The organism is Oryzomicrobium terrae (genome assembly GCF_008274805.1).
Lineage (GTDB): Bacteria > Pseudomonadota > Gammaproteobacteria > Burkholderiales > Rhodocyclaceae > Oryzomicrobium > Oryzomicrobium terrae.
This window is the reverse complement of record NZ_CP022579.1, coordinates 1,152,577-1,177,394: the sequence shown is the minus strand read 5'-3', so window position 1 is coordinate 1,177,394 and position 24,818 is coordinate 1,152,577. Positions and strand designations below refer to the sequence as shown.

16 protein-coding genes and 1 pseudogene are annotated in these 24,818 nt (G+C 67.9%); 9 read left to right on the top strand and 8 right to left on the bottom strand.

Annotated elements, in window-relative coordinates:
- The first annotated feature begins 94 nt into the window (after nt 1-94).
- The 3 genes from OTERR_RS05380 (at nt 95) to OTERR_RS05370 (ending at nt 1,875) form a co-directional block, all read left to right on the top strand.
- Nucleotides 95-349 (top strand): hypothetical protein, encoded by a 255-nt coding sequence (locus OTERR_RS05380; protein WP_149425084.1) that lies wholly within the window; start codon nt 95-97, stop codon nt 347-349.
- 39 nt (nt 350-388) lie between these two features.
- A complete protein-coding gene (locus OTERR_RS05375; RefSeq protein ID WP_054622377.1) occupies nt 389-1,357 on the top strand; it encodes a TerC family protein in 969 nt (322 codons plus the stop codon).
- A 290-nt stretch (nt 1,358-1,647) separates the two neighbouring features.
- Nucleotides 1,648-1,875 carry a DUF3079 domain-containing protein gene (locus OTERR_RS05370; RefSeq protein WP_054622376.1) on the top strand — a complete coding sequence of 76 codons (228 nt, stop codon included), beginning with the start codon at nt 1,648-1,650 and terminating at the stop codon, nt 1,873-1,875.
- A gap of 168 nt (nt 1,876-2,043) precedes the next feature.
- Here OTERR_RS05370 and pdxR read toward each other — a convergent pair whose 3' ends face one another.
- Complete coding sequence (gene pdxR / locus OTERR_RS05365; RefSeq protein WP_149425083.1) at nt 2,044-3,531, bottom strand: MocR-like pyridoxine biosynthesis transcription factor PdxR; 1,488 nt, start codon at nt 3,529-3,531, stop codon at nt 2,044-2,046.
- A gap of 106 nt (nt 3,532-3,637) precedes the next feature.
- On the opposite strand from pdxR, the gene OTERR_RS05360 reads away from it, so the two are divergent.
- The 3 genes from OTERR_RS05360 to glyA all read left to right on the top strand — a co-directional run bounded on the left by OTERR_RS05360 (nt 3,638) and on the right by glyA (nt 7,139).
- A complete protein-coding gene (locus tag OTERR_RS05360) occupies nt 3,638-4,921 on the top strand; it encodes a benzoate/H(+) symporter BenE family transporter (protein ID WP_223116006.1) in 1,284 nt (427 codons plus the stop codon).
- Nucleotides 4,921-5,769: a YggS family pyridoxal phosphate-dependent enzyme gene (locus OTERR_RS05355; RefSeq protein ID WP_149425082.1), complete on the top strand. Its 849-nt coding sequence runs from the start codon at nt 4,921-4,923 to the stop codon at nt 5,767-5,769. Before OTERR_RS05360 ends, OTERR_RS05355 begins: the two co-directional genes overlap by 1 nt.
- Before the next feature lie 95 nt (nt 5,770-5,864).
- Nucleotides 5,865-7,139, top strand: a complete 1,275-nt coding sequence (gene glyA / locus OTERR_RS05350) for a serine hydroxymethyltransferase (protein ID WP_149425081.1) — start codon at nt 5,865-5,867, stop codon at nt 7,137-7,139.
- Between the two features lie 49 nt (nt 7,140-7,188).
- Here glyA and OTERR_RS05345 read toward each other — a convergent pair whose 3' ends face one another.
- The gene (locus OTERR_RS05345; protein ID WP_149425080.1) at nt 7,189-10,101 is read right to left on the bottom strand and encodes an HAD-IC family P-type ATPase; all 2,913 of its coding nucleotides are present in this window, start codon (nt 10,099-10,101) and stop codon (nt 7,189-7,191) included.
- A gap of 341 nt (nt 10,102-10,442) precedes the next feature.
- Here OTERR_RS05345 and OTERR_RS05340 point away from each other — a divergent pair, with 341 nt between their 5' ends.
- Entirely contained in the window at nt 10,443-11,300 is an 858-nt protein-coding gene (locus tag OTERR_RS05340; RefSeq protein ID WP_149425079.1) for an alpha/beta hydrolase, read from the top strand.
- Here OTERR_RS05340 and OTERR_RS05335 read toward each other — a convergent pair.
- Nucleotides 11,281-11,778: an LEA/WHy family protein gene (locus OTERR_RS05335; protein WP_246154462.1), complete on the bottom strand. Its 498-nt coding sequence runs from the start codon at nt 11,776-11,778 to the stop codon at nt 11,281-11,283. The genes OTERR_RS05340 and OTERR_RS05335 overlap by 20 nt on opposite strands.
- Before the next feature lie 185 nt (nt 11,779-11,963).
- On the opposite strand from OTERR_RS05335, the gene recQ reads away from it, so the two are divergent.
- The gene (gene recQ, locus OTERR_RS05330; protein ID WP_425466026.1) at nt 11,964-13,883 is read left to right on the top strand and encodes a DNA helicase RecQ; all 1,920 of its coding nucleotides are present in this window, start codon (nt 11,964-11,966) and stop codon (nt 13,881-13,883) included.
- A gap of 475 nt (nt 13,884-14,358) precedes the next feature.
- On the opposite strand, the gene OTERR_RS05325 is transcribed toward recQ, so the two are convergent.
- Both OTERR_RS05325 and OTERR_RS05320 read right to left on the bottom strand, forming a co-directional pair.
- Nucleotides 14,359-15,174 carry a fumarylacetoacetate hydrolase family protein gene (locus OTERR_RS05325; protein ID WP_149425077.1) on the bottom strand — a complete coding sequence of 272 codons (816 nt, stop codon included), beginning with the start codon at nt 15,172-15,174 and terminating at the stop codon, nt 14,359-14,361.
- Nucleotides 15,175-15,333: 159 nt separating this feature from the next.
- Nucleotides 15,334-15,987, bottom strand: coding sequence for a YkgJ family cysteine cluster protein (locus OTERR_RS05320; protein WP_149425076.1), 654 nt, complete (start codon nt 15,985-15,987; stop codon nt 15,334-15,336).
- Nucleotides 15,988-16,452: 465 nt separating this feature from the next.
- Between OTERR_RS05320 and OTERR_RS05315 the strand changes: the two genes are divergently transcribed.
- Nucleotides 16,453-20,250 carry an Ig-like domain repeat protein gene (locus tag OTERR_RS05315; RefSeq protein ID WP_149425075.1) on the top strand — a complete coding sequence of 1,266 codons (3,798 nt, stop codon included), beginning with the start codon at nt 16,453-16,455 and terminating at the stop codon, nt 20,248-20,250.
- 37 nt (nt 20,251-20,287) lie between these two features.
- On the opposite strand, the pseudogene OTERR_RS05310 reads toward OTERR_RS05315, so the two are convergent.
- From OTERR_RS05310 to OTERR_RS05300, 3 genes and pseudogenes are all read right to left on the bottom strand, one after another.
- A pseudogene (locus tag OTERR_RS05310) lies at nt 20,288-21,439 on the bottom strand (IS3 family transposase).
- 185 nt (nt 21,440-21,624) lie between these two features.
- Nucleotides 21,625-23,226: a DEAD/DEAH box helicase gene (locus tag OTERR_RS05305; protein WP_149425074.1), complete on the bottom strand. Its 1,602-nt coding sequence runs from the start codon at nt 23,224-23,226 to the stop codon at nt 21,625-21,627.
- 408 nt (nt 23,227-23,634) lie between these two features.
- Nucleotides 23,635-24,816 (bottom strand): O-succinylhomoserine sulfhydrylase, encoded by a 1,182-nt coding sequence (locus OTERR_RS05300; protein WP_149425073.1) that lies wholly within the window; start codon nt 24,814-24,816, stop codon nt 23,635-23,637.
- Nucleotides 24,817-24,818: the final 2 nt, after the last annotated feature.

The following is a 24,818-nucleotide window of genomic DNA, read 5'->3' as shown; positions in this document are numbered from 1 at the left end:
TTTGCCGCCCGGCAAAGGTCTTTTTCGTTGACCATTCGGATCTCCCGATCCCAGGCCGGCAGGGTCGCTCCGACTCACTTGCGAAAGGAAGCCCATGTTCTCCCTCCATACCCTCCTGCGCCCCCTGCGCTCTGCCCTAACCCGCGCTTCGCTGCGCCTGGCCAGCAAGCTGATCGTCTCGCTCCTGCGCCGCCTCACCCCGGTGGTGACCACGCCCCATGGCGCCGAGCCGGCCATGGCCCGCGCCCGCCGGGGCACTCCGACGGGTAACGCAGCCAGCGGCGCGCCGCGGAGCCGGGTCATCGACGGCGACGCCCGCCGCATCGACGATCCGCGCAGCCACTGGTAACCCTCCCCTAATTTTCGCCCACATTCCGAAAGCACAATCATGGAAACGAGCATCGGCAACGTCTGGTGGTGGAGCGGCTTCGTCGTCTTCGTCATCGTCGCCATCCTAGTGGACCTGCTGGCGGTCGAGCGCAAAGGCTCCCGCGCCGTCACCATCAAGCAGGCCCTGGCCTGGTCCGCCCTGTGGGTCGGCCTGGCGATGGCCTTTTGCGCCTTCCTCTGGTTCTGGCTGGACACCCACGGCGGCCGGGAACTGGCGAACCAGAAGGCCGGTGAATTCCTCACCGGCTACCTGATCGAAAAATCCCTGTCGGTGGACAACATCTTCGTCTTCCTCATGTTGTTCACGGCCTTCGCCGTACCGGCGGAACAGCAGAAGAAGGCCCTCATCCTGGGCGTCATCGGCGCGGTGGTGCTGCGCGCCATCATGATCCTGGTGGGCGCCTGGCTGATCGCCCGGTTCAGCTGGATCCTCTACGTTTTCGGCGCCTTCCTGCTGTTTACCGGCGCCAAGATGGCCTTCGGCGGCGAGCACGAGCCGGACCTGGAAAAGAACCCGATCCTGCGCTGGATGCGCGGCCACCTCAAGCTGCTGCCCCAGTACGACGGTGCCAAGCTGGCGGTGACCAGGAACGGCGAACGCTGGTTCACGCCCCTGTTCGTGGTGGTGGTGCTGATCGGCATCACCGACGTGATCTTCGCCGTGGATTCGATTCCGGCCATCTTCGCCATCACCACCGACCCGTTCATCGTCATGACCTCCAACATCTTCGCCATCCTCGGTCTGCGGGCGCTGTACTTCCTGCTCGCTGACATGGCCGCCCGCTTCCACCTGCTCAAGTACGGCCTGGCCGCGGTGCTCGCCTTCATCGGCGTGAAGATGCTGATCGTCGACTTCTTCCACATGCCGGTGGCCCTGTCCCTGGGCGCCGTGGGCGGCCTACTCGTCCTGTCGGTGATCGCCAGCCTGCTCATTCCGGCCAAGAGCCACACACCGGCCAAGCACTGAGACCTGGGGCACATTGCCCGAGCCTGTAGCCTGATCAAGCCGCCAGAGGCGGGGGACGCTCCCCCGCCTCTTTTTTTTGCCCGCCCACCACGCCCTTGCGAGCGAAAGTGACAGGCGCAATGGCACGTTTTTGATCGCCATCAAACGCTTGGGGCAATAGCCGAGTAATCTGCTCAGGTATATACCGTCCAACGCCGCGCGGCGCTACCTGAAGGTTCCCCCGGCGCTGGTTCGGCTTGATCTTGCGTGGCGCCGCCAAAAGCGACGCCCTCCATGATGGAGGCCTGACCATGGCCAAGAAATTCCCCCTGCACCCCAAGCACCCGGAGCGGATCTGTTGGGGCTGCGACAAATACTGCCCGGCCGACTCACTGCAATGCGGCAACGGCTCAGGGCGGACCCTGCATCCGGCCGAGATGATCGGCGACGACTGGTACCTGCACGGTGACTGGGGTATCGAGTTGGATGACGGTGCGGTCAAGCCCGCAGACAACGGCACCACGGAATCCCCGCAGTGAACTGAACCGCCGGCCGCGCCATGGGCGTCGCCCCGCATTCCGCACTCAGCTCCGGAACAGCAGCCTCCGACGGGCATTCCGATCGCTGCGCTCCGGGAGCGCCGGGAATTAGTCGATTAGTCGATTCGCCGTTGCGCCAACACTATGTGCCGTGCCACCAACGGCGCATCAACGTTGCATCGCTTGGAACACACCGATCAGGGTTTTGACTGCCGCTTCCAGCTCATCGGGGGTATAGGCTGCAAATCCCAGCAGGAAGCCGGCCTGCCGGGGCTCCGCCGCATGGAGCCCGGTCAGCCCCATCAAATCAAGGCCAACCCGGCGTGCGGCACTGATGACCTCCTGCTCCGGAATGTCGCAGGTCAGCACGCAAGGCATCTGCAAACCGCCAATGGGCACCCGGGGTTCGACGTAGCCGGCCAGATGGGTACGCACCAGGCGGACCAGCGTCGCCAGCCGTTCGCCATAGACGCTGCGCATGGCGCGCACGTGGGCACCGAAGTGACCGCCGTCGATGAAACGGGCCAGGGTCAACTGGGCGATCGAGGCGCTGTGCCCGTCGAGCAGGGTGCGCGCCACGGTCATCGGCGCCACCAGGGCACGCGGCAAGACCAGGTAGCCGATGCGCAGCCCAGGGAACAGGGACTTGGTGAAGGTGCCGATGTAGATCGTCCGCTCGTGGGGGTCCAGCCCCTGCACGCAAGCCGTCGGTTTGCCGGCGTAGTGGAACTCGCTGTCGTAGTCGTCCTCGATAATCCAGGCCTGCTGCCGCTCCGCCCAGTCGATCAACGCCAGGCGCCGATCCAGCGCCAGGGTGGCACCGGTGGGGAACTGGTGCGAGGGCGTCAGGGAGACGGCCTTGGCCGAACGGGGATCGGCGCGCAAACGCTCGACCAGGATGCCCTGGGCGTCGAGCGGGATGGGCACGCACTCCAGACCAGCCGCATCGAAGGCCCGGCGCGCCCCGTGGTAGCCCGGATCCTCGATGAAGATGCGGTCGCCGGCATCGAACAGCACGTTGGCGCATAGCGTCATGGCCTGCTGCGAGCTGGTCAGCACCAGCACCCGCTCGGCGCTGGCATGGGCGCCGCGCTCCAGGTTGACGTAGTCGGCGATGGCCCGCCGCAACGGCGCCATGCCCTGGGGATCGCTATGCTGCAGGGCCCGATAGCCATATTCCTTCAACACCTGCCGCTCCAGGCGCTCCCAGGTCGACAAGGGAAAACTGCGGGTCTCCGGCACGCCAGGGGCGAACGGGCGCGGTGCCAGAAAGTCACGCACGCCGCCGCCCTTGAACATGGCGGCGCCGCGCTGGCTGAGCGTTGGCCCCTGGACGTGCGACGACTCGCGGCGGCGCAATTGCCCCCGGCTGGGTGCGCGCTGGGCCATTTCCGAAACGAAGCTGCCGCTGCCTACCCGCCGCTCGATGAAGCCTTCGGCGTGCAACTGGCCGTAGGCCGCCTCCACCGTGTCACGGGAGACGCCCAGGGACGCCGCCAGGGCGCGGGAAGCCGGCAGCGGCTTGCCCACGCCGAGAGCGCCGTCCAGGATCAACTGGCGGATGGCGCGCTGGATGCGGGCGTGCAGCGGCAACGCCGCCTGGGCGGGGTCGGCCAGCCAGGCTTTGACCGATTCGAGCTGGGAATGCTTGAACAATTGGCAGGTACACCTTGAAAAAAGTGGCGGGGAACATCCGGCCATTTACGCCGTATAAATCGGCTTCAAGCCCAGGTCAAGCGCCGGGCCTTCAAGGAGCCTACCCATGCCGTCCTCCCACCCACCTCCCTCCCTGCGCCTCGGCGATCTCACCCACCCGGTCGTGGCCGGCCTGATCTCGGTCATCGTCAATTACGGCGGCACCTTCATCCTGGTCTTCCAGGCCGCCAAGGTGGCCGGCCTGAGCCCGGAACTGACCGCCTCGTGGGTGTGGTCGGTGTCGATCGGCGTGGGGATCACGGGCCTCTTCCTCAGCTGGGTGGCCCGGGAGCCGATCATCACCGCCTGGTCCACGCCTGCCGCCGCCTTCCTGGTCACAGCCCTGGCCACCACGCCCTACGCCGAGGCGGTGGGTGCCTACCTGATCTCGGCCGCCGCCTTCGTCCTGCTCGGCCTGTCGGGCTATTTCGAGAAGGTCATCCGACTGATCCCGCCGGGCATCGCCGCGGGGCTGCTGGCGGGCATCTTGCTGCAATTCGGCATCAGCGCCTTCGGCGGCATGAGCGTGGACCCGCTGCTCGCCGGCCTACTGATCGTCGCCTACGTCGTCCTCAAGCGCTTCACCGCCCGCTACGCCGTAGTGGGCATCCTCACCCTGGGGCTGGCCTTCCTGCTCCTTCAGGGACGCGTCGACCTATCGGGCCTGGAACTGCGCCTCGCCGCCCCGGTGTTCACCGTCCCGGCCTTCTCCCTCAACGCCCTGCTCAGCGTCGCCCTGCCCCTGTTCCTGATCACCCTGACCGGGCAATACATGCCCGGCATGCTGGTGCTGCGCAACGACGGCTTCACGACCAGCGCCAACCCGATCGTCACCGTCACCGGCCTGGGCTCCCTGCTCATGGCGCCGTTCGGCTCCCACGCCTTCAACATCGCCGCGATCACGGCGGCGATCTGCACCGGCAAGGAGGCCCACGAAGACCCGGCCAAGCGCTGGATCGCCGGTATCGCCGCGGGCACCTTCTACATCCTGGTCGGGGTCTTCGGCGTCACCCTGGCCGCCGTGTTCATGGCCTTTCCCGCCACCTTCATCACCACCCTGGCCGGGCTCGCCCTGCTCGGCACCATCGGCGGCAGCCTGGCCAACGCCATGGCCGACGCCAAGTCTCGGGAAGCCGCCCTGATCACCTTCCTGGCCGCTGCCGCCAACATCAAGCTGCTCGGCATCGGCGGCGCCTTCTGGGGGCTGCTGATCGGCCTGGTTGCCTACGCGGCGCTCAACGGCAGCCTGCCGCGCCGCCCGCCGGGCCATCAACCGAACCACAAACCGGCGGCCGGACCAGCCATGCCACTCGTTGCCGAACCTGCCGCCAGCGGCGGGAGGGTCAAGTGATGCCCACCCCGCGGCCTGCGCCGCCCGATACGTCGGTAACGTCCGGAGCGCCTGCAACGTCCAGTACGCCGACCTGGCACGAGCGGCACGGCCGCTACCCCAGGGCCGACAGCGTCGCCGACTTTAAGCACAACCTGGCGGCGGTCCGGGAGCGCATCGCCGCCGCCTGCCGGCGCGCCGGCCGCGACCCCGGTGAGGTGCGCCTGCTGCCGGTGAGCAAGACCTTCGACGCAGCCCACCTGCGTCTGGCCTACGCCGCGGGCTGCCGCCAGCTCGGCGAAAACAAGGTGCAGGAAGCCCAGTGTAAATGGGAAGCCCTGGCCGACCTGGCGGACCTGCGCGGGTCGGTCATCGGCCACCTGCAGACCAACAAGGCCCGGCGGGTGGCGCGCTTCGCCAGCGAATTCCAAGCCCTGGACAGCCTGCGCCTGGCCGAGGCCCTGGACCGTCGCCTGCAAGCCGAGGGGCGCGGGCTGGACGTGTTCGTTCAGATCAACACCTCCGGCGAGGCCAGCAAGTACGGCCTGGCGCCGCAGGAGGCCGCCGCTTTCCTGCGCGCCCTGCCCGCCTTTGGCGCCCTGCGCGTGCGTGGCCTGATGACCCTGGCCCTGTTCTCGGCCGAAGCGGCCCGGGTGCGCGCCTGCTTCGCGCTGCTGCGCCAGCTGCGCGACCTGCTGCGCCAGGACGCCCCCGCCGGCATCGGCCTGGACGAGCTGTCCATGGGCATGTCCGGCGACTTCGAGATCGCCATCGAGGAAGGCGCCACCGTGGTACGCATCGGCCAGGCCATCTTCGGCGCCCGCACTCTGCCGGACAGCCACTACTGGCCTACCAATGGCGTCCCGTGAGCGGATGCCGGCCCCGACCTTCCCCACCCGCCGCACCGACCCCGTTGCCGGCGCATAAACCATCCGACCATCCCGACACTTCAGGGAGCATCACCATGCACGACCACTCCGCCATCCTGGCTGAACTCAAGGACTTCGACGCCGAACTGGCCGAGGCCATCGCCGGCGAAGCCCGCCGCCAGGAAGACCACGCCGAACTGATCGCCTCCGAGAACTACGCCAGCCCATTGGTGATGGCCGTGCAGGACTCGGTGTTCACCAACAAGTACGCCGAGGGCTACCCGGGCAAGCGCTACTACAGCGGTTGCGCCCACGTGGACGTGGCCGAGCGCCTGGCCGTCGAACGGGCCAAGGCCCTGTTCGGCTGCGACTACGCCAACGTCCAGCCCCATGCCGGCGCCCAGGCCAACGCCGCGGTCTTTCTCGCCCTGGTCAATCCGGGCGACACGGTGATGGGCATGAACCTGGCCCAGGGCGGGCACCTGACCCACGGCAACCCGTCCAACTTCTCCGGCCGCCACTACCGCATCGTCCCCTACGGTCTCGACCCGGCCACCGGGCTGATCGACTACGACGAGATGGAGCGCATCGCCCTGAAGACCCGGCCCAAGCTGCTCATCGGCGGCTTTTCCGCCTACTCCCGGCACAAGGACTGGGCGCGCATGCGCGCCATCGCCGACAAGGCCGGCGCCCTCTTCTGGGTGGACATGGCCCACGTGGCGGGGCTGGTGGCGGCCGACGAATACCCCGATCCCCTGCCCCACGCCCACGTGGTCACCAGCACCACCCACAAGACTCTGCGGGGCCCCCGGGGCGGCCTCATCCTGTCTCAGGGTCAGGGCGAGGAGTTCTACAAGAAGCTCGACTCGGCGGTGTTCCCCGGCATCCAGGGCGGCCCGCTGATGCACGTCATCGCCGCCAAGGCGGTGGCCTTCAAGGAAGCCCTGGCCCCCGAGTTCACCGCCTACCAGCGCCAGGTGGTGACCAATGCCCGGGCCATGGCCGCCGTGCTGCAACGGCGCGGCTACGGGATCGTCTCCGGCGGCACCGACAACCACCTGATGCTGATCGACCTGTCGGCCAAGCCCTACACCGGCAAGGACGCGGACGCGGCCCTCAGCGAAGCCTGGATCACCGCCAACAAGAACTCGGTGCCCAACGACCCGCGCTCCCCCTTCGTCACCTCCGGGCTGCGCATCGGCACCCCGGCCGTCACCACCCGGGGCTTCGGCGTGGCGGAATGCGAGCAGTTGGCGGGCTGGCTGTGCGACGTGCTGGACGCCCTGGAATGCGGCACCAGCGCCCAGGTGGCGCCCCGGGTGCGGGAGCAGGTGGTGGCCCTGTGCCGGCGCCATCCGGTGTACCGCTAAAGCAGTAACGGCGGGGGGGGCCGGACGCGCCCCACCCCGAAAATCGGGATTACGCCCCGCCCTTGGCCGTCCCCAGCCGCCCCCACCAGCGCTCCCCCAGCACCACCACGAACACGACCAGGGACAGGCCGGCCACCAGGCCCCATTCGGCCAGGGACAGGGGGGCCGTGCCGAACAGGCGGTTCATCAGCGGCAGGTGGGTGAAGGCGGCCTGGAGGGCGAGCATCAGCCCGACGCCGGCCCACAACCAGGGGTTGCCGAACAGGGGCACCCGCCAGGGGGCCTGATGCAGGGAGCGGCAGTTGAACAGGTAGGCCGTTTCACCCAGCACGAACAGGTTGGCCGCCAGGGTGCGGGCCTCGGCCAGGGTGCCGCCGGAGGCCAGCTTCCCGTTGAAGACGAGGAAGCTGCCCGCCACCAGCAGCAGCCCCACCACCAGGATACGCACCACCAGCACCCGGTCCACCAGCCCCCGCTCCGGGTGGCGCGGCGGGCGGGCCATCACCCCGGCCTCGATGGGTTCGAAGGCCAGGGTCAGGCCGAGCAGCACCGCCGTGGTCATGTTGATCCACAGGATCTGCAGGGGGGTGATGGGAATGGCCAGGCCGGCGACGATGGCCACCACCAGTACCAGGCCTTCGCCCAGGTTGGTGGGCAGGGTCCACACCACGAACTTGGTCAGGTTGTCGAACACGCCCCGGCCCTCTTCCACCGCCGCCACGATGGTGGCGAAGTTGTCGTCGGTGAGCACCATGTCGGCGGCGTCCCGGGCGGTCTCGGTGCCGCCCTCACCCATGGCCACGCCGATGTCGGCTGCCTTCAGCGCCGGGGCGTCGTTGACCCCGTCGCCGGTCATCGCTACCACCTCGCCGGCCGCTTGCAGGGCCGTTACCAGGCGCACCTTCTGGGCCGGCTCGACCCGGGCGAAGACGTGGCACTGCCGCGCCGCCTGGGCGAAGGCGGCGTCGTCCAGGGCCGCCAATTCGGCCCCGCTGTAGGCCTGGCGGGGCGCCTCGCCCGGTGCGGAATCCCCTACCGCTGCCCCTGTCGCCTCCTCTTCCGGCACCGTCAGACCGAGCCGGCGGGCAATGGCCGCGGCGGTCAGGGCGTGGTCGCCGGTGATCATCTTCACCTGGACCCCGGCCTGGCGGCAGGCGGCCACGGCCCGGGCCGCCTCGGGCCGGGGCGGGTCCATCATGCCTTGCAGGCCCAGCAGCACCAGCCCGCCGGCCACCTGGCGATGGTCCAGGGCAGGGCCGACCTCCCCCACCGCATCGCCGAGGTCATGGGCCTTGCGCGCAAAGGCCAGCACCCGCAGGCCCTGGCCGGCCAGCCGGGCCAGGGCGGCGGCAAAGTTCCGAGCGGCGGCGGCGTCCCAGGGCCGCTCATTGCCGTCGGGGTCGAGCCAGGCGGTGAAATGGGGCGCGAGGCGCTCCGCCGCGCCCTTCACGTACAGGGCATGGCGGCCATGGCCGTCGTGCCCCTCATGCTCCCCCGCCACCGGGTGCAGGGTAGCCATGTACTGGCGCTGGGAATCGAAGGGCAGCACGTCGCGGCGCGGGTGGCGGCGCAGTTCCGCCGCCCCCAGGCCGGCCTTGCCGGCGGCGGCGAGGAGCGCCCCTTCGGTGGGGTCGCCGTTTACCTGCCAGCGACCGTCCACCTCGGCCAGGGTGGCGTCGTTGCAAAGCAGGCCGGCGAGCAGGGTCTGGCCGAGGGCGCCCGGGAGCGGCAGTGGCAGCGAGAGCGGAGTTGCGGCGGCGGGAGCGATGGGGTCGGCGGAGGCGGCGGGTGGCGGGGCGGCATCCCCCGCCTCATCCGGACGGATGTCGCCGTGGGGCGCGTAACCGCCGCCGCTCACCGCGTAGAAGCGCCGCCCGGCCCAGATGGCCTGGACGGTCATGGCGTTCTGGGTCAGGGTGCCGGTCTTGTCCGAGCAGATGACGGTGACGCCGCCCAGGGTTTCCACCGCCGGCAGCTTGCGCACGATGGCCCGGCGCGCCGCCATGCGCTTGACGCCGATGGCCAGCACCACGGTGACCGCCGCCGGCAGGCCTTCGGGAATGGCGCCCACGGCCAGGGCCACGGCGGCCATGAACATGTCCACCGCCGGCTGGCCCCGGGCCACGCCGACGGCGAAGGTCAGCCCGGCCAGGGCCAGGATCAACCACAGCAGACGGGTGCTGAAGCGGGCGATCTTGCGTGTGAACGGGGTGTCCAGGCTCTCGGCCTCGGCCACCAGGGTGGAGATGCGGCCGGTCTCGGTGGCCCGGCCGGTGGCCACCACCACGCCGCGTCCCGTGCCCCGGGTCACCAGGGTGCCGGAATAGGCCAGATTGAGGCGGTCGGCCAGGCCGGTGTCCGCCGCCAGGGGGGCGGGGTGCTTGGCCGCCGGCAGGGATTCGCCGGTGAGCATGGCCTCGTTGATGTGTAGCTCGTGGCAGGCGATCAGGCGTAGGTCCGCCGGCACCTTGTCGCCAGCGTCGAGCAGGACGATGTCGCCGGGCACCAGATCGGCGCCGGCCACGGTGGTCCGCACGCCGTCGCGCACCACCCGGGCGTGGGCCGCCAGCAGGCGGCGCAGGGCGGCCAGGGCATCCACCGCCTTGGCTTCCTGCAGGTAGCCGACGATGGCGTTGACCAGCACCACGCCGAAAATCACGCCGGAATCGACCCATTCGCCGAGAAAGGCGGTGACGGTCCCCGAGGCGATCAGGATCAGCACCAGGGGTTGGTTGAATTGGGCGAGAAAGCGCCGCCAGGCGGGCAGGGGCGGCGCCTCGGGCAGCAGGTTGGGGCCGAAACGGGTGCGCCGGAGTTCGACCTCGGCGGCCGTCAGGCCCCGGGCCGGATCGCTGGCCAGGGCCGCCAGCACCGCTTCGGCCGTGGCGGCGTGGGCCGGCCCGGAAAGCGGGGAGGGCGTGGCGGGCGTGGCAAGCGTTTCGGGCGGGGCGGCGTCCGGCATGGGACGATTCTCCTGGCTGGCGGGGCTTGTCCCCAAAAACCGTGGGCAACCCTGTGGATAAGACGAAAAACCGCTTGTTTATTCAATCACATGACAGCCTGCCCGCAAAACAAGCAGGGGCGCGGTTTTCCAGGGGGGTATCGTGGAGATCCAATACTGGCGCGGACTTTGGCCATGCCATGTGCTCGGGCCGAGGTATGTGGCACACCGTATCATGCCCGCATGACCGTTGGCGCCGCGGCGGCGCATTGTGCCTATCCAGAAGGTTCTGTACCTTCCGCCGCATCCATCGTTCCGCCCTTCTCCGCTGCGTCCCGCCTCATCGCCGCCCGACCGCCGCCATGTCCCCTCTGCCCACCCTGCTGCGCTCCGTCCTTGCCCCTCGCCTCGGCGTACTCCTGGCCGCCCTGCTCGGCGCCGCTGCGCCCCTCCACGCCCAGACCAGCGCGCCCCCCGGGCCGGTGGTGGAAATTCCCAGCCGCGACGGCGTCAGCGAAAAATTTCTCTACCTGCCCGCAGCCCAGGCCCGGGCCACGGTGATCCTCTTCGCCGGCGGCCACGGCGGCCTGCAGCTGCTGGACGACGGCAGCATGAAATGGGGCAACGGCAATTTCCTGGTGCGCACCCGGGCGCAGTTTGTCGCCCAGGGCTTCAACGTGGCGGTGCTCGACGCCCCTTCCGACCGGCAGTCGGCGCCGTTTCTCACGGGCTTTCGCCAAACGGCCGAGCACGTCGCCGACGTCCGGGCGGTGATCGCCTGGCTGCGCCGGCACAGCCCGGTGCCGGTGTGGCTGGTGGGCACCAGCCGGGGGACCCAGTCCGCCGCCTACGTGGCCACCCGGCTGGCGCCACCGGACGGGCCGGACGGGCTGGTGCTGACCTCGTCGATCCTCACCGATCCCCGCGGCCAGGCGGTGCCGGAACTGGACCTGTCCACCCTGGCCATTCCGGTGCTGGTGGTGCATCACCGCGACGACGGCTGCAAGCTGTGCAGCCCGGGCTACCTGCCGCGCCTGATGGACAAGCTCGGCGCCACGCCACGCCACGAACTGCTGCTGGTGGAGGGCGGCTCCAGCCAGGGCGACCCATGCGAAGCCTGGGCCTACCACGGCTACAACGGCAAGGAAGCCGAGGTGGTGGGCGCCATTGCCGCCTGGATCGGTGGCGCAGGGAGCGGGCCTAGCGCTTCGTCCCGTTGAGCAGGGCGGCTACCGGCACCTCGCCGTCCTGGGTGAACGGAATGCGCCCCAGGCTGCCGCTGCTGACCGTGCCTTTCAGCCGGTAGGGCAGGCGTTCCGGCAGATTGCCGTCGCCGTCACGCTTGAGTTTGCGGAACTGCTTGAGCCAGCCGTTCAGGTCGCTGGTGGCGAACACGGTGACGGTGGCCTCACCCAGGCGCGGCACGGTCACCGCCTCCGCCGACAGGCCCCGGGCGAGGGGCTCGCCGTTCAGGTCGAGGGTGAATTCCAGGCCATCGACGGCCAGGTCCCGGTCGTTGGGGTTGCGCACCCGCAGCAGCAAGCGGAAGCGCTGCTCGAACAGCGTGATGCCTTCCACCTGCAGGGACGACAGGGACACCTCGGGCTTGTGCGCATAGCCCATCAGGGCGGCGCAGCCGGCCAGGAGCAGGAGGGACAGCACGGGCAGCATGACGGCGAGGCGATGAAAACGGCGCATGGCGGGCAAGGGAGGGGGTCGGGGCGGGTAGAATAGCGCATTCGCCACCCGAGTCTGGCCGCGCCGGCCGCAGCGGCCATACCACGCCGCCTGGGGCCAACGGGTGCCGCCACCGGACCCGCCCGCCGGCCCGGTCCGCCGACCTGTCCTGCTTTCCGCCGTTTTTCCGCCAACGTCCCCTTCCCGTGTCTGCCGCCATTTCTGACGTTTCCGACGTTTCCGACGTCTCCGACGCTCCCCCCGCCCTCGACGTTTCCACTCCCGCCAGCGGCGCCCTGGCCGACCAGGCCCTGCATGTGCTCCAGCACATCTTCGGCTACCCGGCCTTCCGCGGCCGCCAGGGCGAGATCGTCAGCCACGTGGCCGGCGGCGGCGACGCGCTGGTGCTGATGCCCACCGGCGGCGGCAAGTCCCTGTGCTACCAGATTCCGGCCCTGCTGCGCCACGGCGTCGGCATCGTCATCTCGCCCCTGATCGCCCTGATGCAAGACCAGGTGGAGACCCTCACCCAGGCGGGGGTGAAGGCCGCCTACCTGAACTCGACCCTGGATTTTTCCACGGTGCAGCAGATCGAGCGGCAGCTGTTCACTGGCGAGCTGGACATGCTCTACATCGCCCCGGAACGGTTGATGACCGACCGCTCCTGGAGCCTGCTCGACCGGTTGGAGGAGACCGGCAAGCTGGCCCTGTTCGCCATCGACGAGGCCCACTGCGTCAGCCAGTGGGGCCACGACTTCCGTCCCGAATACCTGCAGCTCTCGGCCCTGCACGAGCGCTACCCGGCGGTGCCGCGCATCGCCCTCACCGCTACCGCCGACCACGCCACCCGGGACGAGATGATCGCCCGCCTGGGCCTCGGCGAGGCCCGGGTGTTCGTCTCCAGCTTCGACCGGCCCAACATCCGCTACACGGTGGTGGAAAAGGACACGCCCAAGCGCCAGTTGCTCGCCTTCCTCAGCGGACGGCGCAAGGAGTACGGCGTCGAGGCCGGCATCATTTACTGCCTGTCGCGCAAGAAGGTCGAGGAAACCGCCGAGTGGCTGAGTGGCGAAGGCTTTGCCGCCCTGCCCTACCACGCCGGCCTGGGCACCGAGGTGCGCGCCGCCAACCAGCGCCGCTTCCTGCGCGAGGACGGGCTGATCATGGTCGCCACCATCGCCTTCGGCATGGGCATCGACAAACCCGACGTGCGCTTCGTCGCCCACCTGGACCTGCCCAAGAGCCTGGAGGCCTACTACCAGGAAACCGGCCGGGCCGGCCGCGACGGCGAGCCCGCCGAGGCCTGGATGACCTACGGCTTGCAGGACGTGGTGCTGCAACGTTCGCGCATCGACGATTCCACCGCCCCCGAGGAGCAGAAGCGCCTGGAGGCCCAGAAGCTCAACGCCCTGCTCGCCTACTGCGAAACGCCGCGCTGCCGCCGGGTGGTGCTGCTCGACTACTTCGGCGAGGCGAGCCAGCCCTGCGGCAACTGCGACGTGTGCCTCGATCCGCCCACCCTGTGGGACGGCACCGACGCGGCGCGCAAGCTGCTCTCGGCCGCCTACCGCACCGGCCAGCGCTTCGGCGCCACCCACCTGATCGACGTGGTGCGGGGCAAGGCCAACCCCAAGATCAAGGAATACGGCCACGACCAGCTGCCCACCTTCGGCGTCGGCAAGGACCTGGACGAGGCTGTCTGGAAGTCGGTGGCCCGCCAGCTGGTGGCCGGCGGCTACCTGCGCGCCGAGCTGGCAGAACACGGCGCCCTAAAGCTCACCGAGGCTGCCCGGCCGGTGTTGAAGGGCGAGCGGACGGTGGAGATGCGCCGCGCCACGGTGCGCGCCAAGTCCAGCTCCAGCGGCAGCGGCTCGCGCCTCAAGGCCAGCCAGGACCTGTCGCCGGAAGCCGCGCCCCTGTTCGAGCAGTTGCGCCAGTGGCGCTTCGAGGCGGCCAAGGAACAGGGCGTGCCGGCCTACGTCATCTTCCACGACAAGACCCTGCGCGAAATCGCCGAGATGCGCCCCACCTCCCGGGGCCACCTGGCCCAGGTGCCCGGGGTCGGCGCAGCCAAGATCGACCGCTACGGCGACCAGATCCTGTCGGTGATCCGGCGGGCGGAGTAAAAGCCGAGGGCGGAGAGCAGAAAGCGGCGGTGGCGGGCATGGCCACGGCGGCACGGCCGGCATCGGCACTAGCGCCGCAGCGGCCCCGCCCAGGTGCCGCTTCGCCCTTTTCACCCCACGCCACCCAGACCCGAGCGCAGGCCGCTGACATTGCCGGGAGCATTGCTGGCGCAAGACCCCGCGCTGGCGTCGCGGCGACAACGCTGTCCCACGCACCGTCACGCCGCCCTTGCCCGACCCGGCACGTCCCCCCCGGACAACGGAATGCGCCCGCCCGCCGCAGTGTCCTGATGTTTCGGGGCGGCCCCAATGCTTTAATTTTCTTGAAGCATTCCGACCGGCCCATCGCCGAACGCAAAGACTGGCGCGGACCTTTACTTTTCCACCGGCCGATTGCATCAGTTTTTCTGATCTATCGTCCGGCGAAGCAACCTCGCCCGATCCACCGGACGGCGGGCACTGGCGTGCCCGTCGATCAGACCCGCACGCTCACCGTGCCGATGCCGTCGAAGCGCACCGTCAGGGTTTGCCCCGGCGCGGCCCAATGCACCCCCAGCCAGGCGCCGGTGGTGACCACGCTGCCCTTGGCCAGGGTGGCGCCGCCGGCGGTGGCGTGGCGCAGCCAGTGGGCAATCACCCAGGTCGGCGAGCCGCAGGGATGGCCGCCCGCCCCTTCCGCCACCACGCGCCCATCCACCTCCAGGGCGCACCTCTGGGCCGCCCAGTCATGACCCGACCAGGGCTGGTAGGGCTGCCATTCGCCCAGCACCAGGCCGCCGTGGCAAAGCAGGTCGGCGGCCTTGAGCAGGTCGGGCGCGGCCAGGGCTTCCTGCCAGCGGGAATCCACCAGTTCGATGGAGACGCACAGGCCGTCGAGCAAGCCGCCCAGGTCCGCGCTGGCATCGAGGGCGGCGGCCTCGGCCGCGCTCACCGGGCGGCCGAGACGGAACGCTAGTTCGGCCTCGACACCGATCAGATGGAAGCCCTGGCCGGTCGCGTCTGCCGCGGCCCCGGCACGGGCCTGCCAGACCCCGGCGGGCGGCAGGGGGGCGTAGCTGGGCGGCGTGGCGGTGTTTGGCCCGCCGGCCTTCCAGTGGGCGACGGCGGCCCGCGTCTGCCACCAGCCGAGCTGCCGCGCCACCTCGTCCTGGACCCGGTAAGCCTGTGCCAGATCGGCCAGGGTGGCGGCCAGGGGCGCCGCCGTCACGGTCTGGTTGCTACGACGGGCCTGGCACAGGGCCGCCACCAGGGCATCCGTGGCGACAGGGTGGGAAGGGGCGGCAACGGTCATGGCAGGAAATCTCAGGAAGGGTGGGCCGGGCATCGGATAACGTGCCTGGAAGGTAACACCTTAGCGCCCGGAAGCACGGCAGTCAGGAGGCGCGGCAGCCGCGCCCCTGCGCCCCCTTCCGCCATTGCTGGCGCGTGCGCTCCCCCGCCGGGGAGGAATTCAGGCCGCCAGGGGAGGACTATTGGGCGGCTCCTCGTCCGGGGAACCCGGGGAGTCAGGGGAATCCGGCGTAGTGGTGAGCGCAGCACCCGGCCAGGGCAGGATTTGGGCGCTGGAAGCAACGTCCCGGGACGTGTCGGACGGAGCAGCCGCACGCCGGGGCGGCAGCTCGACCATTGGCAGATGCACTGGCTCCGGGTCGGACGCGGCCACAACGCCAGCAGGCGTCGCGGTGCTCTCTTGCTCCTCCGCCGGCAGGGGAATGCCGAGCAGGGCACGTAGGCGCAGGCATTCCGGATTCCAGGAACCGTCGTCCAGGAACGCCGGAAACTCGCGGCACGGCGAGGGGCGCTGGGCGTAGATGCCACAGCGGCCGTCTGCGCCATAGGCGACGCAGGGCCCGCCCCCGGTTTCGGTGCCGCGCATGGCGACCCGGAACGGGGTGACCGGCACCGTCAGGGTGGCGGGCACCTGGCCCCCCGGGTAATCGTCGGTTTCGCCCTGGTAGAACGACACCCGGTAGTGCCGGCAGCAGGCGCCGCAACCGGCACAGGGATTGTCGCGGTCGGCCATGTCGTAGAAGACCCGGCCGTCCTCGGTGGGGATGGCGCGTTGTGCAGCGTACTGGGGGTGCGCGGGTTGCCTGGGAGCCATGATCGTTTGCGGCAGGGCGGAACGGTGGAAACGCTGGGAAAGGCTGTACCTAAAACTATAACCGTGCCACTTCGGAATGGATAAGCCTTTGGATCACAGAATCGCACCTACCATCCAGGGTCGAAAAAGTCTGATAGAACCGCGTGCATTTTGGGGCTGTAGCGCTTCGCCAGGCACCAGCCCAGGCAATGCAACTCCGCTCCTACCTACTCCATTTGTACTATTTTTTTCTGCACCCATTTTAAGTATATTCGCCTCGCATTCGCGCTGACAGGGTAATGCGCATGCGTATCGCAAGCCATCATTGCCTCTTCCTCCTCAGCCCCCTCTTCGCCCATTTGCTCAAGCAACGAATGCATTCATGCCCTGCCGTCATGGCAGCCGGGCGCCCACTCGTCTTTGCGCCGGGAACGAGACTCCTGCTCTCGCTTGGAACTGACGGCGGCGTTGCCAGAAATTAGAAAAATGAGTCTCGAAAAAGACGTAGTATCGGACCGCCCGTCTACACCGGCCGAGCAAATTCAAACCCGACGAAGAATTTACCAGCAGCCGGAATTTTTATGGATAGTCGCCATCCTATTTCTGCTGCTTGGATGCCTGCAAGAGGCCAAGGCCCAGACGGTAACAGCGTTGCCCAACGCGACGATTGGCGTTGCCTACAGCGCCACCATCACGCCGAGCTGCAGTAACTGCTACATGCAGGACTACTCCTATGAGAATTGGGATAATGGACTTACAACGGACTCAGGAGGAAATATTTACGATGTAGTCATATCAGGAACGCCTACAAAGGCCGGAACCTCTACTCTGACAATCACCTCCTACGACAGTAGCAATAATGTGCTGGGATCCGAAAAGTGGTCCGTCACGGCAGTAGCAGCCACGCCGACCTCCATCTCCTTGAGCAGTTCATCGGCTAGCCCATCATATGGCGATGCCGTGACGCTGACCGCCAACCTGGCAGGAACCTTTTCCGGTAGCGGCACGGTGACCTTCAAGGACGGTTCCACGAACTTGGGCACGATCAGCATCTCCTCTTACCGCGCCAGCCTGTCCATCAGCAGCCTGGCACCTGGTACCCACTCGCTGACGGCAGTCTTCAATGGCGATGGCACTACCTCGTCTCCGCTGACCGTCACGGTCGCCTCGGCCACACCCACCATCACGCTGACAAACTCCACTTCGTCGACGACCTACGGCAGCAACGTCACCTTTACGGCATCGGTCAGCAACGGCTATTCCCCCACCGGCAGCGTCACGTTTAAGGATGGCACAAGCACCATCGGGACCAGTACACTGTCCGGCGGCGCGGCCACCTTCTCCATCAACAATCTGTCGGTCGGTACGCATACCATCACAGCGATCTATTCGGGGGACAGCAGCAACGCCGCGGCCACTTCCTCGGCATCCTCGCTGATCATCGCCCTCAACAGCCCTACGCTCTCGGTCAGCACGTCGGACAGTTCAGTCGTCTACGGTGCTATGCCGGTCGTAACGGCCACGCTCAGCGGCAGTCTCTCCGCCACCGGTAACGTCACCTTCAAGGATGGCGGGATCACATTGGGGTCTGCAACGCTATCTGGCAACAGTGCGAGCTACGTCCTCTCGGGACTATCGGTGGGTAGCCACTCAATCAGTGCCGTGTTTGCCGGTGACAGTTACAACAACAGTGCGACTTCGCCATCGACGACACTGGTCGTGACGAAACTAACGCCGACCGTGGTACTCAATCCTTCGAGCGCCAGCGCCGCCTACGGCAGCACGATCACGCTCACTGCCAGCGTGAGCGGCGCGGCGCCCGGCGGCACCGTCACTTTCAAGGATGGCAGCACCACGCTGGGCACGATCGGCGTTTCCGGTGGCACCGCCACTTTCACCACCAACACCCTGACCATTGGTACGCACAGCCTGAGCGCTGAATACAGCGGCGACAGCATCAATGCCGCCGTTACTTCGTCCATCGCCACCGTCGCGATCACGCAATTGACACCCTCACTTGTGCTGTCGACCTCTTCCACCTCAGTGACTTACGGCACCATGGTTACCCTGAGCGCCACGCTCACAGGAGGTGCCTCCGCCACGGGAACGGTGACCTTCATGGACGGCGGCACCACACTCGGCACGGCCAGCATCTCGGGTGGCTCGGCATCGCTTGCCATCAACACGCTCCCCAGCGGCACCCATACAATCACCGCTAACTATTCAGGCGACACCTACAACGCCGCTTCCAACAGCAGCGCCGTGACCGTCACCGTCGGCAAGGTCGCCGCGGCTGTGGCCCTGAGTGCGTCGCCAACCAGCGCCAGCCTAGGCAGCAACGTGACGCTCACCGCCACCATCACCGGCAGCACCCCCAGCGGCACCGTCATCTTTCGCGATGGGGGAGCCACCCTAGCTACGGTCGCTGTGGCCTCCGGCACGGCTAGCTTCAGCACCTCCACCCTGGCCATCGGCAGCCACAACATCAGCGCCCAGTACAGCGGCGACAGCAATAACACAGCGGCCACCTCCGCAGCAGTGACGGTCAGCATGGGAAAGGCGACGCCAACCTTATCCCTAGCGAGTTCAGCAGCCACCCTCAACGAACAGGCCCCATTGACGCTGACCGCAACCCTGGCGGGTGGCGCCTCGCCCACCGGTACCGTGAGCTTCATGGACGGAGCCAGCACACTGGGTACCGTCCCGCTATCGGGGCCGAGCGCCAGCCTCACGCTGTCCACGCTGGCAGTCGGCAGCCATAACTTGTCGGCCGTCTACAACGGCGACAGCAGCAACAACAGTCTCATCTCGAGCAGCGTGAGCGTCTCGGTGGCCAGTATCCGACCGACGGCCGGTAGCGTCTCGCCAGCCACCGGCAGTGCGCTGGGCAATACCCGCGTGACCATCAGCGGAGCACGCCTAGCCGGCGCGAGCTCGGTGAGCTTCGGTGGTGCAGCCGCCCGCATCATCTCCAACAGTGATACCGAACTGGTGGTCATCACCAGCGCCCATGCTCCAGGCTCGGTGGACATCGTGGTGGTCGCCGCCAGCGGCACGGCCACGGTCACCGCCGGCTTTACCTATGCGGCCCTGGCCGATCCAGCCCAAAACGCCGCCGTCAGGTCCATCGTCCGCGCGCAAAACCAAGCGGTGCAGCGCTTCGCGACGGCGCATCTGGCTAACTTCACGCAGCGGTTGGAGAGCCTGCACGGTGATAGCGGTGCGCAGTCCTCATTCGGCCTGAGCTTCGGCCAGACTAACGATCCACTTCGCGAGCCCACTACCTGGGCGCACGTTGGCGATATCGTGAGCTACCAGGGCAGTGAACTGGCCTACCTGCGCGCCGGCCTGCGTAAGACGGCGCTGGGCGCGTCCAGCGCGCCGACAGCCACCAGCGGACAGAATGACAAAATGCCCGATCTGCCGCAGGCGACCGGCGCCAGCGTCCGCCGCGACATCGCCTGGTGGATCAGTGGCGTACTCGACCTGGCCAGTCAGAAGGGCAGCGCCGTCCAGAGTGGTTCGCGCCTATCCACGTCGGGCGTGAGCTTCGGCGGCGACTATCGCTTCAGTCGCATGATCACCGCCGGCCTGGGCGCAGGCTACAGCCGCAACACCTATCTTGCCGATGACGACAGCGCCAGCAGCAACGGCCAGGGCATCATGGGAGTGGCCTATGCCAGTGTGCGACCGCTCGACCACCTGTACATCGATGTACTGGCCGGCTATGGCGCACTGCACTTCGATCTGACACGGCGCATCACCGATACGGGTGTGGTCGCATCTGGCTCGCGCAAGGGCCATCAGGTATTTGGCTCGACGACCGTGGGTTATGAGTGGCGCGGCAAGGACTGGCTGGTCGCCCCCTACGTGCGGCTAGATCTGGCGCGCGCCACGCTCGGCCGTTACACCGAAAGCGGCGGCCCCGGGGCTCTCACTTACTTCAGTCAGTCCGTGCGCAACGATACCGCCTACCTCGGCCTGCGCGGCCAGTTCGACATAGCTGTACCGGTCGGCCTACTGACGCCGCAGGCACGTGTGGCCTACCAGCGCAATCTGCAGGGCGCAGGCGAGGCCACGATGACCTATGCCGACCCCCGCCTGTCCAGCCCGATCTACAGCTTCAGCGACGGTGTGCAAGAAAGCAAGCAATGGTTGTTGACGCTGGGCGGACGTCTGCTGCTAAAGAATGGCCTGTCCATAATGTTGCTATACACCCACAACGCCGCCAATGCGGTGACCACGTCACAATCGTTAAACTTCAGCATCAGTGGGCGTTTCTGAACACCATGGCGCCAAATGGACTGAAATCGCCCCGGCTTTAGTAGACACTCCCGAGCTTGCTGAAATACTGCTTCTCGAACTCTACTGGAGCCAGGCCATTGGCGTGGCCATGGCGACGTTTTGGGTTATAAAAAAGCTCGATGTAGTCAAAGATGTCCCGCCGGGCGTATTCCCGATTCGTGTAGATTTTCCGGCGTATCCGCTCCCGTTTGAGGAGCTGGAAGAAGCTCTCGGCCACGGCATTGTCGTCGCAGTTGCCCCGTCGGCTCATGCTGGCCACCAGGTTGTGGGCTTTCAGGAAGGACCGCCACTCCAAGCGGCTGAACTGGCTCCCTTGGTCTGAGTGGATGGTGACCTCGCCTTTGGGTTGGCGCCGCCAGACCGCCATCAGCAAGGCATCAATGGCCAGCCCAGCCTCCATCCGGGACTGCATGGACCAGCCGATGACTTGGCGGGAGAACGGGTCCAGGACCACGGCAAGATAAAGCCAACCCTCGTAGGTTCGGATGTAGGTGATGTCGGTGACCCAGACTTGGTTGGGGGCCTGCACCTTGAACTGCTGCTCTAGCCGATTGGGCGCCACGGCGGAAGGTCTGTCATGCTTGCCTGTCCGCCGCCTATAGCCGGTCTGCGAACGCAGTCCTTCCTGCTTCATCAGGCGATAGACCCGGTGCTTGCCGCAGCGTTCGCCCAGGTCCCGCAGGTCCTGGGCAATCTTCCGGTAGCCATAAACGCCGCCGGCTCTCCAGCCAGGACTGCTTGATGAGACCGCCGACGCGTTGGTCATCCTTCTGCCGCCGGGATAGAGGCTCAGCCCGCCAGGCGTAGTAGCCGCTGGGATGGACCGCCATCATCTGGCAAAGGCACCGCACCGAGTGCGTGGCTTCCTGACTCTGGATGAACGCGTACCTTACCAGGACTCCTTGGGAAAGTACGCCGCGGCCTGTTTTAGGATGTCGCGCTCCTCGGTGACCCGTTTCAGTTCGGCTTTCAGGTGCCGGATTTCGGCAGACTGACTCTGCTGCTCTTGCGGAGCTTCTGCCGGCAGGCTGTATTGCTTGAGCCACGCATACAGGCTGTGCTGTGACACTCCGATCCGGCTCGCCACCTCGACCACCGGATGGCCCCGCTCAGTGACCTGCTTGACCGCCTCAACCTTGAATTCTTCTGTGTAGCGCTTGCTGCTCATGACACCTCCCTATGAGCCTTAAGTTTAAGGCTCAGAGGTGTCTACCAGTTCCGGGGCGATTCATTCACGAAACACGAATCTCGGGACCAACAAAAGGGCGGGAAGACTCGCGTCTTCCCGCCCTTATGCAGTGGCGTCGATTATAGCGCCGAAGCCGGCGCGGCAATCAAGTCGGCTGCAACCGCTCAGCGCCCCCGGCTGCCGTTGCGGTGGCCCGGACCGCCGCCGAGCAGGGCTGCCCGGCCGCCGTTGCCGCCGCGCCGTTCCGGGTGCTGGTCGTGGCTGCGCTCGGGATGGCGTTCGCCCCGGGGTTCCGCCGGGGTGCCGGCGCGGCTGCGGCCATCGTCCGGACGGGCCTCGCGGCGCGGTGCGCCAGCGTGGCCGTTGGGATTGGCTTGACCTCGTCCCTGGGAAGGCGCGCCAGCATTGGCGCGCGGGCCGCCCCCTTCGGAACGCCGCGCCCCGCCTTGTTCCTGGCGGCCATTGCCCGAAGCACGTTGCGGGGCCTGGCCCCGCGGGGCGCCACGGCCGCCGTTGCCACCATTACCACCGCCGTTGCCGCGGCCGCCGGGCTGGCCGCCCCGGCCCTGGCGCTGCGGGTTGGCGGGTGCGCTGGACGGGCCTTCGGTGGGCTCGAAGCCGGGCAGCACCAGCCGTTCCAGGTCGCGCTTGATCAGGCGCTCGATGTCGCGCAAATAGGTGCGCTCGTCGGCACAGACCAGGGAATAGGCTTCCCCTTCCGCACCGGCCCGGCCGGTGCGACCGATGCGGTGCACGTAGTCCTCGGGGACGTTGGGCAGCTCGTAGTTCACCACGTAGGGCAGCTGGTCGATGTCGATGCCCCGGGCAGCGATGTCGGTGGCCACCAGGGCCACCAGCTTGCCGGACTTGAATTCGGCCAGGGCCCGAGTGCGGGCGCCCTGGGTCTTGTTGCCGTGGATGGCGGCGGACTTGATGCCTTCCTTGTCGAGGCGCCGGGCCAGGGCGTCGGCGCCGTGCTTGGTGCGGGTGAACACCAGCACCTGGTGCCAACCCCGGTTCTCGAACAGGTGCAAGAGGGCGTCCTTCTTGCGGTCCTTGTCCACCGGAATGACGGTCTGGGCCACGGCTTCGGCCGGGGTGTTGCGGCGCACCACCTCCACCGATTCCGGGTTGTGCAGGAAGCCCCGGGCCAGCTCCTTGATCTCGTCGGAGAAAGTGGCCGAGAACAGCAGGTTCTGACGGGTGCCGGCAGGGGGCAGCAGGGCCATGATCTTGCGGATGTCGCGGATGAAGCCCATGTCGAGCATGCGGTCGGCTTCGTCGAGCACCAGGATTTCGACGCCGGACAGGTCCACGGTGCGCTGCTGCACGTGGTCGAGCAGGCGACCCGGGCAGGCCACCAGGATGTCGATGCCGTTGCGCAGGGCTTGGATCTGCGGGTTCATGCCGACGCCGCCGAACATGGCCAGGGATTTGAGGGGCAGGTGGGCGCCGTAAGTGCGCACGCTCTCTTCCACCTGGGCGGCCAACTCCCGGGTCGGGGTGAGGATCAGGGCGCGGGGGCGCTTGAGGCTCTTGGACAGGGGGCTCTTCTCGGCGGCGCCGAGCTTCTGGCTCAGGAGGTGCAGGATCGGCAGGGTGAAGCCGGCGGTCTTGCCGGTGCCGGTCTGGGCGCAGGCCATCAGGTCCCGGCCGGCCAGCACCACGGGAATGGCCTGCTGCTGGATGGGGGTGGGCGTGGTGTAGCCCTGGGCCTCGATGGCGCGCAGGATCGGGGCCGCCAGGCCCAGGTCGGTAAACTGCATGGAATAGTGCTCCGGGAGCCCACCACCTGCGCGTTGAGAAACGGCAGGTCAGTCTGGGGAAGCTCGTCAGGGAGGGAGAAAACTACCGGGAGAGCGACATCGCTCGTCGGGACGGGCCGTCAGACTGGTACACGGCCCGGAAAGGCTGGCGATCCACGGCGGTGCCGCGGGGCCAATCAGGGAGGACGAGTGTAACACGTTCCCCTGCCAGCCCCTTCCCCACTCTGCTCCACGGCACGGCGATCGGCCCCGTTTTCACTCCACGCCAGGAGGCTCGGGCCCCAACGATCACGCCGCCCGAAGGCGGCGTGATCGTTGGGGGTCAGGCGGTGCGGTCGAACGGGAGGGGCGCCAGGCCAGACCCGCAGTGCGTACCCAGCACTCCGGCCGCGGCGCGGCTGCCAGCCCTTAGCGTCCTGACAACCCCCGATCCAGATCGGCCTGCAGGTCGGCCACGGCTTCCAGACCGACGGCGACGCGCAGCAGGCCCTCGCTGACCCCGGCGGCGGCCCGGGCTTCCGGGCTGATGCGGCCGTGGGTGGTGGAGGCCGGGTGGGTCAGGGTGGTCTTGGTGTCGCCCAGGTTGGCGGTAATCGACAGCAGCTTGCAGGCGTCCACCACCTTCCAGGCTTCGGCACGGCCGCCCTTGACCTCGAAGGAGACGATGGCCCCGCCGGTCTTCTGCTGGGCCATGGCCAGGGCGTGCTGGGGGTGGGACGGCAGGCCGGGGTAGAACACCCGGGCGACGCCGGGGTGGGCTTCCAGCCAGGTGGCCAGCTCCAGGGCGGCGGCGGACTGGGCCATCATGCGGATCTTCAGGGTTTCCAGTCCCTTGAGCAGCACCCAGGCGTTGAACGGCGCCAGGGACGGACCGGCGGTGCGCAGGAATTTCAGCACCTCGTCGGTCAGGGCCTTGCGGCCGCACACGGCGCCGCCCAGAACGCGGCCTTGGCCGTCCAGGTACTTGGTGGCGGAATGGACCACCAGGTCGGCCCCCAGGTCCAGGGGACGTTGCAGCACCGGGGTGCAGAAGCAGTTATCCACTGCCAGCAGAGCACCGTGGGCATGGGCGATCTGCGCCAGGGCGCGAATGTCGGCCACCTCGGTAAGGGGGTTGGACGGGGTCTCGGCGAACAGCAGCTTGGTTTCCGGCCGCACGGCGGCCGCCCAGGCGGCGGCGTCGGTCTGGGGCACCAGGGTGGTCTGGATGCCGAAGCGCGGCAGGATGTTGGTGAGCAGCTGGATCGTTGCGCCGAACAACCCCTGGGAGGCAACGATGTGGTCGCCGGCCTTGAGCAGCCCCATCACCAGGGCCAGGATCGCCGCCATGCCCGAAGCGGTGGCGACGCAGCCCTCAGCCCCTTCCAGGGCGGCGAGGCGCTCCTGGAAAACGGTGACGGTGGGGTTGGAGAAGCGCGAGTAGACGTTGCCTTCTTCTTCCCCGGCAAAGCGCGCTGCCGCCTGGGCGGCGCTCTCGAAGACGAAGCTGGAGGTCAGATAGAGGGCCTCGGCGTGCTCGTTGAACTGGCTGCGCTCCTGACCGGCGCGCACCGCCAGGGTATCCAGTTGCAGATCGGGGGGCAGGCTCATGA